Raw genomic sequence first — 15,106 nt, forward strand, 5'->3', positions numbered from 1 at the left:
ACTCCCTGCTCGGTTAAGTTTTCCCGAAACAGATAAGTCGGCTGATGATAGGTCATTTTCAAAGAACACTTTCCTAATCTCTTGCCAAAGAGATATTTACGATGCAACCTTTACGGGCGCACATAAAAACTTTATATAGTCAGCCATGCCTTCACGTGCGATTGCCTTCCAAGCCTCCTCTACAACTATCATCTTTCGCACCCCATGCAAACGTCTCATTTTGTTTATGAAAGCCTCCATAATGATGACAGTGACTACCGGAAAAAGAATTTTATGCTCCTTAATTTCGTCAATTTCAAATACCACAAAACGCTTGTTCAAGAGGTCGAGCTGCTCGTCGGAGTTCAGCAGATAATCGTACTCTCCACCACGATAATAAGGAGCCAATACATTCAGAAAGTTAGTGAGATCGAAATCCTTCTCGCGGTAATGCTTCTCCTCCAGTATTCCACGGAACTCTCCCTGTACGAACTCGTAGAAAGTATTAAAGGAAGGAACCAGCTCATTGTCCTCCTTTATCTTTTCAAGGAACAGGTTAACCGCCATTGAGAGTGCTACTTCCTCGGCACGGGTAATGACTTCCGTATCCCTTTTCCAGAGCGACATGATCAGCGTTTTAATGGACTCTTTCTTTTCCAGGTCAAAGACCTTGTCTTCGGTGAAAAATGGATTAAAAGCTATCGGATGTTTTTCACTATACGTATAATATATGCCATCCTCACCGTTTGTGCGCTGGTGAATCAGGTCACATAATCCCTTGTAACTGTTACCGATGTCGATCAATATAATGTGGGTATTCTGTTCCCAATACTGTCTCACAAGATGGTTCATAAAAAATGACTTGCCCGAACCGGAAGGCCCGATGACCAGCTTGTTACGGTTGGTTGTAATACCACGACGCATCGGTTCGTCCGAAATATCCAGATGCAGGGGCTTCCCGTTTGTCCGGTCTGCCATCTTGATACCGAATGGCGACAGGGAATCCGCATAGTTCGTCTCTTCCGTAAAGAAGCAGACTCCCTGTTCGACGAAAGTGAAAAAGGACTCCTCGGAAGGGAAATCGCCCTCGCCTCCCGGAATACCTGCCCAATACAAGGCAGGTGCGTCAATGGTATTATAACGGGGCTTGCATCCCATCAGGGCCAGAGCAGAACCGGTATCGTTCTTTATCACCTTGAGCTTCTCCCGGCTGTCCGACCATGCCATGACATTGCAATGGCAACGGATGGCGGTCAGCCCGAAGGAATGCGCCTCGTCCAGGTAGGCATCAATCCACTGCTTGTTAAGTTGGTTGGCTCGGCTGTATTTGGAAAGCGAGTGCATGTTGCGTGCCGTCTTCTCAAAGCGTTGCAGGATTTCTGCCGAATCATCGATGAACAGGAACTGGTTGTAAATATGGTTACAGGAGAGCATTAGCCCCACCGGAGCGGCAAAACTTAGACGGCAGTCGCTGCGGTCGGTGGAGTATTTCTCATACCGGGTATCCGTCTGGACGGAACCGGGAAGATCATCCACATCGGAAAGCGTATGTACGCAGAGGATATCATCCCCGATGCGCATCTCCGACGCGCTCATCTGTATATCCTTCAGTGTGGTCGTGTCCTGCTGCGAAAGAGAAAAATACTTTTCAATCAATCCGGCCTGCTGCGGTGTGCCGACTATCTCATCGGTGGTCAACCGCTCCAGACGGATAAAGGCCGAGTCATTCAGGATGCGCTCGAACTGGTCGACACTCTCCAAAAACAGGCTGACCGTTTCTTTGTCCCGGACTTCCTTCGGAATTATATTCCCCCGGCAGAGGATGGAGAAATTGCTCTGGCTGCGGCTGCGTTCCTTAGTCGTCTTGGTGATAAACAGGTAAGAGAAATGATTTAGGAAAGGCCGTTCATTAAAATGAAGTTCGAAAGAACGGTCCAAAAAACTCATCCCGTCTTTCTGCGTGTCGGCCTTGTAATTTTCTTTCAGAAACCAGTCCTGGCGGTGTACTATCGTATAATTCGGCAGTACCTTGACTGCCTTTGTTCATGTGCCGTGCATGGATGCATAATCTGCGGAAGTGACCGTGAACAGCTCCGGAAGAAAGACCTTGAAGCCGATGGTCACGTCCGCGTCTTTGGAGAGAATGCACCCTTCCTCCACGGACAGGATTGGAAACTTACTTTCCAGCGTTGCGGCTTTTAATATATTTCTCATGAATGCGTTTTTTAAATAAGGAAGATATACGTTTGCGATTGATGATATAGGACGGGTGGTACTTGACTGCGGCCAGCTTCATCAAGCCGTTGGGACCATACTTCTTGTTCAGGTGGAACACCCCGAAGATCAGAGAGAAAGCGGAGAGGACACCGAAACCGATACAGAACCACCGGTCAATACCTATCATATAGAAGATGACGAACAGCAGGAAAATGGCCAGCAAGCCCCCGACAAAAAAGTACAGGTATTGTGCCTGCAAGCCGTTGAATTCCACGTTGCGTCCGATTCCCTTGTTGATATTGTATTCCATAGCCTGCTATATTACAGGAAGAAGGAACGAAGGACTGTCGCCGCGACGATGAGGAAGACGCAGGCTCCAAACCAGCTCCCGGCGGTTTTACCGGTGTCGGGGTCGCCGCTACTGAACTTCGAATATACCTTAATGGCACCTATCAGCCCCACAATAGCCCCTGCCGCATATATCAACTTGGTGGCGGGGTCAAAATAACCGGTAAGCATGGATGTGGCCTTTGTTATACCGGCACTTCCGTCCCCTTCGGCATAGGCACTCAGGGTGGAAACAGCTATTCATGCGATAAGAGCAACCGTCTTTTTAAAATGTCTTTTCATATACAATCTAATTTTTTAATGTGAATAAAAACCTTGTTTCAAACAAACCGCAGGAAGTTTCCTGCCTGCGGATTTGTCCTTGCAACCACGATGTCTTTTTAGGATCAACCTGAGTCATAGTAACCAATCATAGATACCTCCATTTTTAAGGGGTTAATCACTCTTTTAATGTTCGCTCCGGTAAAGGGTAAGGATCAACCGGAATCATAGAAGCCTCTCATATATCTATATCTTCCTTTTAACAGGTTATACACTACGTTTCAAGAACCCGTCCTGCCCGGATCAACCGGAGTCAAAGAAATCTATCATGCTTTTTCGTCTTTTTAGGTTATACATTCTGTTTTAAAACTCGCTGCACCCGGATCAACCGGAATCATAATACTGTCTCATATTCCTTACTTGTTCTATTTTATTGGGGCACATGCTCCGTAATATCAAATTCCCGGAGAATGTCGTCCCTATTCTTTCCAGTCAATAAATGGGGTTCACCCCGGTCTACATACAAACGCATATAGCGTTTCAGTTTATCGCTGCTTCCCAAGACGCTCGCCTGCAGTACCCTTTCCATGTTCGTGCCTTCCAGCTTTTGGAAAGTCTGCCGGGCCTGTTCCTGTTCCGCTTCCGTAAGTTCGTCCGATGCCATTGCTTTCTCAATCATATCCATATCGTCAAAGGTGACACCGGTTGCCCGGTGGGGATTGCTCCGCTGTACGTATCCCGTAATCTCGTAGCGTTCGGGAATCTCCTCTTTTTCTTCACCGGAAGAAGGAGAGGGCTCCTGCATATAATCAATTTCAGGATAATTCAGTTTTTGAAAAAGAGCCGGAACTTCCGGGAATTTCGTATTCTTATCAAGGGGTTCGTGTACTCGGAGAACCGGCTCTGTTTTCTTTTCGGGAGTAAAGGTATCACTCTTTTCTATGCCTGATTCAGGCTGTCCGCTATTGTCATCTATTGTCAGTGAATGTCGCATTTGGTATCGGCTTTTGCCTATTATTCCCGCCTGAGACGGAGCAATTGCCGGATGGATGGCGGCAGGTGCAGTCCGACGTTCCTTCTTGTCCTTTCTGCCTCTCCATGTGAAAATGCTGCCTGTATGCACATACTTTTCAATGCTCAGGTAAGAGGCATAGATGAACAGGATAATAAAAAGGTATTCCATGTCCTTATGATTTTAGTGATTGGTAATACTTCTCCAGCACAGCGTTTATCAATCCGCCGTTCTCTTCGAAATGATGTGCCAGCACCTGGTTTACAAAACCGGCTACGGTCACCTCGCCACGTCCCACCGCCCATACCAAGGAAGAGATGCGGTGATGCAGGTCGGCATCGATATGCAATGATTTACGGGATTTGGTCCTGACCGTATTCAGGAAGGATGCCCTGTAAGCGTCGATTTCCCCGGTGGTAAAGACCGGAGCTTCGCTACTCCCGGCAATCTCCTCTGCCGTATCCTCCGGCTTAGGGGATACACTCGTTGCAGGGGAGTCCGGTCGTATCGTCCCTTTCCTGGCGACAATATCCAATATGGCCTTCTCATCAATGCTCCGAGGGTCAAATTTCTTTTTTCCGCTGTCCATAATTCCTTTTATTATAAGGTATGGGAGGCATCCAGATGTGTTACGGCACATAACTCCTCTATCAGTTCACAGAGACCCGAACCTTTTATCTGGCGGTTGTCGGGAGGGAACAGTGTGGAACGGAAGATACTGTTCTTCAGGGAGCTCAACTCCTTGTTATAGCGTTTGGTATCCGGTATCCGTGACTCCAGCAGGTGTAACTCCGCTTTTTGTATGACACGGTTCCAGGACTCGTAGCTTTCTGTCCGTTCACGCTTGTCGACCATGTTCCAGAAAAGATAGATGCCTTTCAGGTTACAGTTGTGCCTGGCAATCAGTTCTTCCTCCACCACCTCGGCAAACTGGAGGGAACTCTGCATGACGACATTATCGGCCTTTAGGGGGATGAAAATGTAATCTATTGCGGAAATGGTATGGACAACCCCTTCGCTGCGGAGGGTTCCCGGAAGGTCGAACAGTACGACATCAAAGACGGCATCCTGCTCTTCGATGTAGCGGTACAGGTCTTCTATCGCTTTCTCCGGATTGCTTTTGATTACCGGATAGGAACGTTTCCGGATTTGTTCATGCTGCCGGTAGAGGACCACTTTGAGAAAATCACTTTCCTGCACGCTTTCTATGTCCCGGTCACGCATCCGGGAGATGCTGTGCTGGGGGGAGTCGCAATCCACGACACCCACCTTCAAACCTTTCTGGTAGTGAAGGATACTGGCCACCAGAACTGTGAAGGCAGACTTTCCGACTCCTCCTTTCTGGCTGGCAAAGGCAATTAATAACGGTTCTTTTTTCATACGCTTTCTTTATATAATCAGATAAAAATATAATGCTGTAAAACTGTAATGCTTATAATTGTATATCGTTCTACACTGCAAAAGAAAGGAATGCCGGGAAAAGATGAAATACCCTGTCACGGATAGTCATGGATAGTCAGGAATTGACAGGAGGAAACGCCGTCAGGCAGACAGGAAAGGTTGCAATGAAAAAAGAAAAATCCCTGCCTCATCTTTGAAGCAGGGACTAATAATAAAGGAGCGATACCGGTTACCGGACGTAACCGGCGGCTTGCAAGTCCGTCAGGAAATGTTCAGGGGTATCGGTGGCAACTGACACGCCATGCAGCTCCCCGTAACGCCGGGCAAAGTTCTCCATATACTCCTGATCCGTGCAATCATAGTCGAACCGGCTCCCCTCACGGAGCAGCCGGACGAACTCTTCCGGGCTGGCGGCGGTTATCTGACCGCCATCCAGCAAATGATAAGTCTGTATCATACCGCTAACTTTTTAGTTCTAAGTTTAAAAAATAATTTCTGTTTCCCGTCCAGGAAGGGTAACTCCTCCAATGTCATCCGGCTGGGAAGGCTGGATCTTTTCGCAAAGGTAATTAATCCGTTCAAGAACCGGATCCAATTCTCCATCTTTGTGAAATTGGTCGTACCGGAATGCTGGCGGAACTCAACGGTCCGGTGCCTAGAATAAGCCTCAAAATTGACCTTGTGGTATCGGTCATTATTAAAGACCTCCCGCAGGCCGTCTATCGTCCTTACCGATTTGATTCTCTCGTCGGAAACACCGGAGAGGGTTTTGCAGTAGGTATTGTTCCGGCGTGTCCTTGGCATAAAGGCATCAATCAGGTGTTCGAGATGCTTGTAGGTCAAAGTCAGATTCTTCCAGGTGTCCAGATTGAAACCAGCCGCATCCATATGGACATGGAACCCGCAACTGTCATTCACTTTTGCATTACAGATGTCAAGCACCCAGCATACCGTTTCCAGCTCTTTCAGGCCATTCTCACCCACCAGTATCGGGCTGACCAGCTCGAAAGTATTATTTCCCTGCAGGCTGCTGTCCGTCACCAGCTTCCAATGATCCTTGGTCGTGTGGTTATAACCCTCAACGGCAACATGGATACCGGCCTCCCTCAATTCGCGTGCCAGTCTTTCCATATTACAGTTATAGGCTTCAATCTCAATACCGAACTTGTGGGTGAAGGTGTAATCCATCAGGGTGGTTGCTGCCCTGTTCAGCAAGACTCCACCTTCTCTTTCAAGCATTTTCTTCTCAACATTATATACAAAACCATAGTTGCCACGTGTCACCAAATCGGCAATTTCCCTGCGCATCAGGCCCAGACGGAGCAGCTGCTCAATCTTGCTCGTCTTGGTGGTACTCTGTTCTAAGATATTTCTAACTTGTTCGTTCATAGCTTTTTATCCTTTATTATTATACCACTAAGGTAGCATAATAAACCCACATGTCATAGTATTAGAAGCCTTATTGTCAGACTGTTAGCTTAGTTTAGCTAAGGCTAAATACCCTTATTTTATGTATCCGATTATAACATTGCAGCAATCTACAAGGACAGCAATACAGCAATCTACAGTTCAGGGAACCTGTCTTTTTTTCTCATCGTTTCCCCGGTTAGGGAGATTAGATAATTATGCTTATTTTTGTGCATTGAAAACTTAACCCGTAACGAATAGATTATGATGAAATACCTGATTGTGTCCGACATACATGGCTCGTTACCGGCACTGGAACAAGTGCTGGCATTTTACAGGGAGCAGCAATGCGGAATGCTTTGTATTTTGGGAGATATCCTGAATTATGGTCCCCGGAACGGGATACCTCAAGGACTTGACCCGAAAGGGATCGCAGAACGTCTCAATGCGATGGCCGGTGAGATTGTCGCCATCCGTGGAAACTGTGATTCGGAGGTGGACCAGATGCTGCTGGACTTTCCCATCCTGTCCGATTACACCCTGTTGGTGGATAATGGAAAACGTTTCTTTCTCACCCACGGACATATCTACAATGAGGACAGACTGCCGAAGGGAAGGTTCGATTGTCTTTTTTATGGTCACACCCACCGGTGGAAACTTGAACGGACTGAGCATACAGCGGTCTGCAATACCGGCTCCATCACTTTCCCGAAGGACGGGAACATGCCAACATTCGCTATTTACTGTGACGGTACGGTATCCGTTCACCGGCTGGACGGCAGCAGGCTCAAGGAACTTTCTCTCTGATGGGGAATGTATAATAACAGCCTATTATAATTGTAGCCTTTTATAATTGCTTATCCATTATACAAATATAGCAATATCCAAAACGCCAATTATTCAGTTGTCACTGTGTAACATTCCAAGAGACTACAGATATAATAGTATTCGGATTATCCGATTATCAAAATATTCAGTTCTCTGAATATTCAATTATCACGAAAAAGAAGCCATCTGATGTGTCGGATAATCGTAGAATGCTCTACTATTACAGGAAGCTACAGCCTATTCCGCCTCCGGAATATTGGTAAAAAACGCCAACTTTCCTGAAGAAGCAGACCGAAATCGGGAGAGGTTGCCATCGGGAGGGAGGCACCAGTCGGGGCAATCTACAGTTCTACTTAAAAACGTTGTCCCCGTAGAGGGGACAGCAAGTTGTGTTTTCGTTTAACGAAAACCGGACGGTTTAACGGCATATTCCGCCGCCAAACCGTTCCTCAGAATATAGCTCCAGAGTCGCAAATTCAGCCAGAAAGAAACTGCATGTTGCAAGAGTTATTTATTGATATCTTCCTTTAAAGACTTGATTCTTTTATTATTAATCATTCTTCCCGGCTTGATTGAACTAAAAATAAAAAATAACTGTTACCCCAATTCCAATTGCAATGAATTTGGTTTTGGCATTTATCATCTTTAGTAGCTGTAATACATCCTTCTAAACTCTTCCCCTTGGTCTTGTTGGTCTGGTAACATGTTTGGATGGTCCCTACCAGAACTTATAGTTAAAGTAAAAACGGAATTGTTTTTTGTAATATCCCTTACAAAAAATAGGAAGTCCCAAATTAGATTCTGAATAATTAATTTTAAAGGCATTCTTTATGTCATCTAAAGAATTAAAAAATAGATTGCCATCTCCTTTTGTATCATCAGAAATAAGATATAATGTGATAATTGATTTTTGTAATATTTCTGTGTCTTTAGGGGAAAAACTTTGAAGACTTGACTATATCCTGTATTTTACAGGAAAGTATAAATTTGGACTGTGAACTAGAAATAAATTAGGGGATCTTTTTATTGGGGAGAACGTATGAACTGGTATATATTGGTATTGATAATTGACGTACCAGCTGTGCATCTGTCCATTTTCTATCTCGGTAGCGATATACAAGGTTGGAAGATGAATACAGAAGGGGTTGCACAAATGAGAAGAATTTAGTGGCTATACTGTTTTCGCTGTGCTGTATGCTGGCGGGAAGGATACTCCTTTTGGGAAAGTAGAAAGATAAAAGGCAGTCGGGCACTAGAGATAAAAAGTGAGAGGAGCTCCATAGAACGGAAGCTCTCCTCTTTTATTTTTTTATTTTGTACTAAGTTATAAGATTCCGGCTTGTCACAAGCAAGAATAATATAAGCAGATTCCTGTTTCACAACAGATATCTATGCCGCAAAGATACATGAAATATATATTAACACAATGATTTAACGGGTTTTGTTGGGGAAGCTGTCTGTGACGGGGGAATGGACGCTAAGGTGCTTGACATACTGGAGAACTGCTTCGAGTGGAACAGGGACAGGAAACTGATACGGAAAATAAGGAAAGAGGTGGAGGACTTCGAGCGTTGGACGGAAATGAAGGCGGCAGAAATGCTGCGTGCCAAGAGGCAGCAAAAATAAATCTCATTTATATCATATTATGCAATATACAAAGCTGATAAAATATTCAAAAAAAAATATTTTATCAGCTTTCAAATAATGAATTACTACATAACCTACATTAAGAAGTGCATTAGTATATAGAAAGTAGTGAATATACACTAGTTACGATAAGCCGAGTTTTTTTTACTAAAGATGGTGGCGAAGATTCTTGTTTCATTACTTCTCTGTCATCGAAATATGAAGTTAAAAACATAATTGTCAAAATCAACAAACGTGTATACTGTTTTATAATTAATATAATTAAGGTTAATACTGAATACGTTAAAAGTCAAAAGTGCCATGTTTATAAGAGGACCGGGAAGGTTTATAATAATCCTCACCCGGGGTCTGGGGTTGTATAAAATCTTGTCTGAATATTTCTGTAGGATTATCTGTAATTAAATCTGCATCATGGGTATATATGTTAAAATAGCACTCTGGATCTGTTTTTTGGTTATATGGTCCTTCTCCCACAAAAGAAAATTTGTAAAAACCAATTTTTTCTCCGTCTTTTCTGACTGTAAGGAACCAGACATTACCACTACTTATCGTTTTAAATCTCAATCCGTTTAATGATGAATAAGTTTCCTCTATAAACTGGCCATTCAAATATGTCTGTTTTTTACAAGTAAAAGGTGACTCAAATCTACCACCTTCAGCTGGTAGAATAAAAGGATTCTGTTCCGAATGGATTTTATACACAAATGTCAACTTTCCTTTATCTATAATTAGTGGAATTTTTTCTACTTTTATGCCATTAATAGTAGAGTAAGAAATCTGTAAATCAGCATTCAAAATTTTATCTTCTTTATTAATATTTGAGGTTATATTTAATACTACCTGATCGCCCTCCACTTTTGTTTCTATATCAGAAAAAAGAGTTTTATCAAATTCTACCGAAACATCCCTGGGAATAATCGGAACCTCTGAACTTAAAACATCATCTATTAATGTTTTTTTTATAATCGTAATCGTAATAATACGTTTCTCTCCAAGACAGCTAAACGGTTTGGATGCGTCCTTACTTGTTAATACTTGATACTCTGTTTTTCTATTGTTTTCCTCTTTTTGACAGGATAACAATGCTAAAGAAATAAACAAAAGAATAAATACCTTTCTCATATTAATGCAAATTAGTTACTATAAATAAAAGTAATATTTAATATTGTTGAAACCTCAACATCTGATACAAACTCTTTTGCGGAATCAACAAATTCATTTTTACTATTATAAGATAATTGAACAACAAGTATTTTGTTTTGAGAGCTTTATTTTGACCATTATCTTTTTTATCTTATTGGTATGATTATAAAACATATACTACAATTCTGGAAGAAGAATTGAATGTCCTTATAATGCAAAAGCTTTTTTACTAGATAAAATCAATAATATCATATTGTAAATATAAGGCTAAATCTGTATTTTACAGTTATAAAAAAAAACTTTAAATCTAACAAATAAATTTATATATGTATTATAATCAAATTCTTAAGATTAAAGTATCCGGAATTATCTAACATAAAACTAACATTTATATTTTAAAATAGAATCAGCTCACAAGCTATTTCTAGCTAAGCATTTCCGGTACCGTGAATGATGATTTCGGTCTGGTTACCGGTGCGTCAGTCTTCGTAAAAGGTACAAGCAACGGTTGTATCACCGACTGCATTAGCCAATGTATCTTCCGAAGAAACCTTGGTCATTTCATTCATTGGTTATCAAACACAAGAAGTTCCGGTAAACAATTAGCGGAAGTTTTTCATCAACTTAAGAGAGGGCTCACAACAACTGCAAGAAGTAGTGGTAATGGCAATGGGTTATGGTGATGTCCGCTGCAAACACCTAACAGGTTCTATCGTTAAAGCAGACATCAAGTTATTTGGGGATATTCCTAAAAAAATAAAATGTAAGAGGGTGCACCTCATCTTGAACAAGTATATGACATGCTCGATAAAGCATTTGATAAGTGTGATAACCTTGACGGACTCGTACTTCATTCTGATCAAGGTTAGCAATACCAACACTTCGGATATCGGAAAAGGCTTGAAGAGCATCATATAATTCAAAGTATGTCGAGAAAGGGAAACTGTCTGGACAACTCTATGATGGAGAATTTTTTCAGAATTATGAAATCTGAACTTCTATACGCTGAAAAGTTCGAGTCTCCGGAAGACTTCACAAAGGCTTTGGAAGGATATATAGATTATTATAATAATAAAAGAATTAAGTCCCGGTTAAAAGGAAAGAGTCCAGTACAATACCGAACTCTTTCTATAACTGGATAGTGTTTAACCAGTCCAAATTTTTGGGGTCACTTCATCAGTCGGACACCCTCTTTATTTTTGGAAGGAGGCTATCCCGAACTCGCGTTATAAGTTTAGTTGCCGAACCACTCTATAGCCATGGGATTTCCTATGGTGGTTATCATAGGAATAGGATTAATCTTATCTGTCTGAGGATTGAGATAATAGATGCCTTTTGTTGTCGTTGAAGCATTGGCGATTGCCAAACCGTCTTTATATTTAGACACTAACACGCCATAGCCATTGGACAAATCCAATCCTTCTATTTTCTTCATCTTCTGATTGTATAAATCAAAGACTACAGCTCGGCTCGCTATAGCGCCATGTCCCGTTTCTCCTGGTTTGTAATAACCGGGAATATCAATGTATCCGTAGGCTTTGCCATTGGCTGCATAACAAATTGAAGCGGCAAAACCAGCTACTTTCTCTTCTCCTTCGATAGAAGCTCCGGTTATCGTCCAATGGTATGTTGGATCAAAGTCTGTTTCTCCTTTCTTAATCCGAAGTATGCCGGCCTTATGACCTGCCACCATTCCGAAGTTCCCGAGACAAGAAATGTATATATCGCCTTTTTCATCCATGAATAAAGACTTGGGGTCGATCGGACGTGTGGCTTGAGAAAAACCACTGGTTTTCTCTGAAATCATCTTGACCAACTTGTCCGTCTTGGTGTCAATGACGGCTACATCTGCTTGTTTGTAATTCTCAGGGCTTGTCCAACCTCCCACCATCTGGCTTAGACCAGCAAACACATATCCGTCACGCTCAATCATGATTCCGATGTCCGGATTATTATCTTGAATACCCAAAGAGGTCAGGTTGATCTCTCCTGTCTTCTGCATCGTTTCGGGATTAAATATGTAAATCAGTCCTAGTCCGGCAAGCGATAGATAGGCTTTTGTGGAAGATAGTTTGACAAGATTGTTGGCACTGTTATTGGCAGGCAATTGCAAGCTTCCCTCTCTTTGTAAAATTCCATTCGTGCGACGGTATTTAATCAGTTCGTTTTTGTCCATTGTCAAATGATAGCTTGGGAAGACATAGACTTCCTGACCTATTATCATAGGATAAGAACTGCCAAAGGGAACATTTATACCATTGTTGTTATTGGTAGCCATCGTCTTGCCTAATACAGGCTCATCAATGAGTTGCATATAAACCGTTCCATCCATACCTGTTGCATTGGGTAGGGCTGTTGTTAGGAGAATCTTTCCCGAACCTCCTGCAATAGGATTGTCCGGATCATTCTTGTCACATGAGTTAAGGCACAATGCAGCGAATATCGCTGCTACAAAAAATACATTCTTTTTCATTTCTTTTTTTGTTTAATGATTGTTAATTTGTTACTTAAATACGTATCTGAATCTGATAGTGAAGCTACGTCCGGGTAAAGGACGGTTAAACTCGCTGATCATTTTTGTATCGGTCAGGTTGTTTATTTTTCCCATAATGAAGTAGCGCCCATTGCCAAAGCTTTGCTCAAAGCCTATATTGCACGAGAGGGCTCGAGGTATGCGATGCTGCTGGAATTGGCTTTGTTCGAAGTCGTACAGATATTCTTCCACAAATGAAGCATCGGTGAATATGCGCGTATTCATCCCGCTGCCTCCGAACAGATTTTCTTTGTGAAACTCCAATCCTGCGTTTGCCATCAGATAGGGTATATTGGGCATACGGCTACCTTTGGTAGGGTTGGCAACAGTTGTATTTTGTTCATACTTACGCACATCTCGCAGATCTTGGTAAGTGGCGTTCACATAGCCATAGAGCCACCGTGTCATGTCGGCTTTCACCTCTGCTTCCATACCAAGAGTCCGCATCTCGCCGAAGTTCTGATACTGCGACTGCAAGAATCCGCCCGTAAAGCGAATCATGTCTTTGAGATGCATATAGTATCCGTTCAGTTCAATCTGTAAGTTAGAGGAGGCTTTTCCAGTTAAATCGAATAACATTCCTATGTTGACACTTATATTGCGTTCGGGAGTGAGATTGCCGGCAGGAGCTATCACGTATCCATCACCCAACAGTTCCTCTTCCGATGGAAGCCTTACATCATATCCGAACGAAGCTTTTGCCATCAGACTGGGTGTGATGCGGTAGCGAAGTGCATTGCTGATGCCGAAATCATTCTTGTGTGTGTCTATATCCTCTGCTGTCTTTACCAGGACACTTGCCATCCGCGTTTTCATCGAGTAGTAGTAATACTTGACGTTGAAAGAGTTAAGGAACTTATCGTTCGAGGTGCGATAGTCGTAATTCAAGCCTGCCACCCAACTGAACATATTGCTTGGAAAGTCGGTACGATAACCTATGACCTTGTCCTTCATCCCATCACGAGGGTTGGCATGAGCGTATTTCAGCAAAGAGTTGAAGTTTACCGAATGGTTCTCATTGACAAGATAGTTGAGATTCAATTTGTGCTGCAATTGATGCTTTTCATTCGTCAATAATGAAGCCCATTTGCCGATTTCGCCGCCGAATTCGGAAACTGCCGGATAATGCGTTCCATCCCAATGTGTGCGGTGCGAGGCGGTATCGGCAAAATGATAGTCGGTATAGATATACCCCAGCTGCCAGTCCAAGTCCAGGCCGTCTAAGAGGAAGTTTTCTTTCTCCATCTTATTGGCGAAAATAAAGGCGTTGGAATGGCTGTGTGCATGCCGGATGTTCGATTCTATCCCCTGTATATCTTTGTAAGTATGTATGAAAACGGGTTCAAACTCCACCAAGTCAAACCACCACTTCCGTGCCTTAAAGCTACCGCCGATGACTGTTTTTTTAAACTTGTCGTGATCGCGGGTTATAGTAAGCCCCTCTTGAAAAGGAGACTTCATCTTGTAGTCGTTGTCGGCATAGGTATAAAAACCTCCCAGCCCGAACTCGATTCCTTTTGGGGCAATGTTCATCTTGCTCACAACGGATGCATTGTGCGTATTGAAACTGCCGTAAGAATAGTTCACGTCCAAATATTTAGGCGGATACTCTTTGATGACAATATTGACCGCACCACCTACGGCAGAACCTCCGAACTTGGCAGGGACAACTCCTTTGTATATCTCGATGCGGTCGATCATTTCGACCGGAATATCATTGATGTCGATAAAATCGGAATTGTCGTTCATCGGATTCCCGTCAATGAAAAGCCCGATGCGTTTGCCTTCCAGTCCGCGCACCGATATGCGAGAGGTACTGCCCGTTCCACCCGTGGCACGCACGGTGATTCCGGCAGTTTTTGCCAGAATGTCTTGTACATTGTTAACCGTTCCTTGTATCTGGTTCATGCTGATAACGGATATGGGCATGGCCTGCTCCCGTAACTTACGGGCTTCGCTCTTACCCATCACTACCACCTCGTCCAACGATTTTGCTTCGGCTTTCAGGCGGATGATGATTTTTTTCCCTCTCTCTTTACCCACCGTGAGCTTGCGGGTTTGCGTGTGGTAGCCTATAAACCTTACAGTAAGCGTATAAGTGGCTGCGGGAACATCGGAAAGTAAGAACTCGCCATGCCCGTCTGTCACAATGCCCTTTTTCAGCTCTTCGATGAAGATGGTTGCGCCGGGCAGTGGTTCTTCGCCTGCATTGTCGATGACCACGCCTGCAATCCGTCCTCCACCTGTTTGGGCGGACACGCTGATACCTGTGAGCATCAGCGTGAAAAAGAAAAATAATACTTGCTGCTTCATTGTTTCTTGTTATGAAT

At 43.2% G+C, this 15,106-nt stretch carries 13 protein-coding genes and 1 pseudogene; 3 read left to right on the forward strand and 11 right to left on the reverse strand.

The genetic code is table 11. The features are described 5' to 3' along the window. Nucleotides 1–108: 108 nt before the first annotated feature. The 8 genes and pseudogenes from NBH01_RS18395 to NBH01_RS18430 form a co-directional block, all read right to left on the reverse strand. A pseudogene (locus tag NBH01_RS18395) lies at nt 109–2,193 on the reverse strand (TraG family conjugative transposon ATPase); the annotation flags it as partial. Further along, entirely contained in the window at nt 2,156–2,506 is a 351-nt protein-coding gene (locus NBH01_RS18400) for a DUF4133 domain-containing protein (RefSeq protein ID WP_004309896.1), read from the reverse strand. The gene NBH01_RS18400 and the pseudogene NBH01_RS18395, both read right to left, overlap by 38 nt. A gap of 11 nt (nt 2,507–2,517) precedes the next feature. After that, nucleotides 2,518–2,784 carry a DUF4134 domain-containing protein gene (locus tag NBH01_RS18405; RefSeq protein WP_029425492.1) on the reverse strand — a complete coding sequence of 89 codons (267 nt, stop codon included), beginning with the start codon at nt 2,782–2,784 and terminating at the stop codon, nt 2,518–2,520. A gap of 451 nt (nt 2,785–3,235) precedes the next feature. Then, nucleotides 3,236–3,988: a hypothetical protein gene (locus NBH01_RS18410; protein WP_004309898.1), complete on the reverse strand. Its 753-nt coding sequence runs from the start codon at nt 3,986–3,988 to the stop codon at nt 3,236–3,238. A gap of 4 nt (nt 3,989–3,992) precedes the next feature. Further along, entirely contained in the window at nt 3,993–4,406 is a 414-nt protein-coding gene (locus tag NBH01_RS18415; protein WP_225694338.1) for a DUF3408 domain-containing protein, read from the reverse strand. Nucleotides 4,407–4,417: 11 nt separating this feature from the next. Continuing rightward, nucleotides 4,418–5,197: a ParA family protein gene (locus NBH01_RS18420; protein WP_004309900.1), complete on the reverse strand. Its 780-nt coding sequence runs from the start codon at nt 5,195–5,197 to the stop codon at nt 4,418–4,420. Nucleotides 5,198–5,447: 250 nt separating this feature from the next. Next, the gene (locus NBH01_RS18425; RefSeq protein WP_004309901.1) at nt 5,448–5,675 is read right to left on the reverse strand and encodes a hypothetical protein; all 228 of its coding nucleotides are present in this window, start codon (nt 5,673–5,675) and stop codon (nt 5,448–5,450) included. Next, on the reverse strand, nt 5,672–6,607 hold the full coding sequence (locus tag NBH01_RS18430; protein ID WP_004309902.1) for an amidoligase family protein: 936 nt from the start codon (nt 6,605–6,607) through the stop codon (nt 5,672–5,674). Before NBH01_RS18430 ends, NBH01_RS18425 begins: the two co-directional genes overlap by 4 nt. Before the next feature lie 285 nt (nt 6,608–6,892). Here NBH01_RS18430 and yfcE point away from each other — a divergent pair, with 285 nt between their 5' ends. Both yfcE and NBH01_RS18440 read left to right on the forward strand, forming a co-directional pair. Then, nucleotides 6,893–7,432 carry a phosphodiesterase gene (gene yfcE, locus NBH01_RS18435; RefSeq protein ID WP_004309903.1) on the forward strand — a complete coding sequence of 180 codons (540 nt, stop codon included), beginning with the start codon at nt 6,893–6,895 and terminating at the stop codon, nt 7,430–7,432. A 1,491-nt stretch (nt 7,433–8,923) separates the two neighbouring features. Continuing rightward, the gene (locus NBH01_RS18440) at nt 8,924–9,079 is read left to right on the forward strand and encodes a hypothetical protein (RefSeq protein WP_004309904.1); all 156 of its coding nucleotides are present in this window, start codon (nt 8,924–8,926) and stop codon (nt 9,077–9,079) included. A 303-nt stretch (nt 9,080–9,382) separates the two neighbouring features. Here the strand turns inward: NBH01_RS18440 and NBH01_RS18445 are convergent, their stop codons facing one another. Further along, complete coding sequence (locus NBH01_RS18445) at nt 9,383–10,222, reverse strand: hypothetical protein (RefSeq protein ID WP_004309905.1); 840 nt, start codon at nt 10,220–10,222, stop codon at nt 9,383–9,385. 983 nt (nt 10,223–11,205) lie between these two features. On the opposite strand from NBH01_RS18445, the gene NBH01_RS26810 reads away from it, so the two are divergent. Then, a complete protein-coding gene (locus tag NBH01_RS26810) occupies nt 11,206–11,385 on the forward strand; it encodes an IS3 family transposase (protein ID WP_029425493.1) in 180 nt (59 codons plus the stop codon). A 92-nt stretch (nt 11,386–11,477) separates the two neighbouring features. On the opposite strand, the gene NBH01_RS18455 is transcribed toward NBH01_RS26810, so the two are convergent. Beyond that, entirely contained in the window at nt 11,478–12,716 is a 1,239-nt protein-coding gene (locus NBH01_RS18455; protein ID WP_004309907.1) for a DUF4374 domain-containing protein, read from the reverse strand. Nucleotides 12,717–12,746: 30 nt separating this feature from the next. Next, nucleotides 12,747–15,089 (reverse strand): TonB-dependent receptor, encoded by a 2,343-nt coding sequence (locus NBH01_RS18460; protein ID WP_004309908.1) that lies wholly within the window; start codon nt 15,087–15,089, stop codon nt 12,747–12,749. Nucleotides 15,090–15,106: the final 17 nt, after the last annotated feature.

Origin of the sequence: Bacteroides sp. B1-V-101, from assembly GCF_023656585.1 — a bacterium.
GTDB lineage: Bacteria > Bacteroidota > Bacteroidia > Bacteroidales > Bacteroidaceae > Bacteroides > Bacteroides thetaiotaomicron.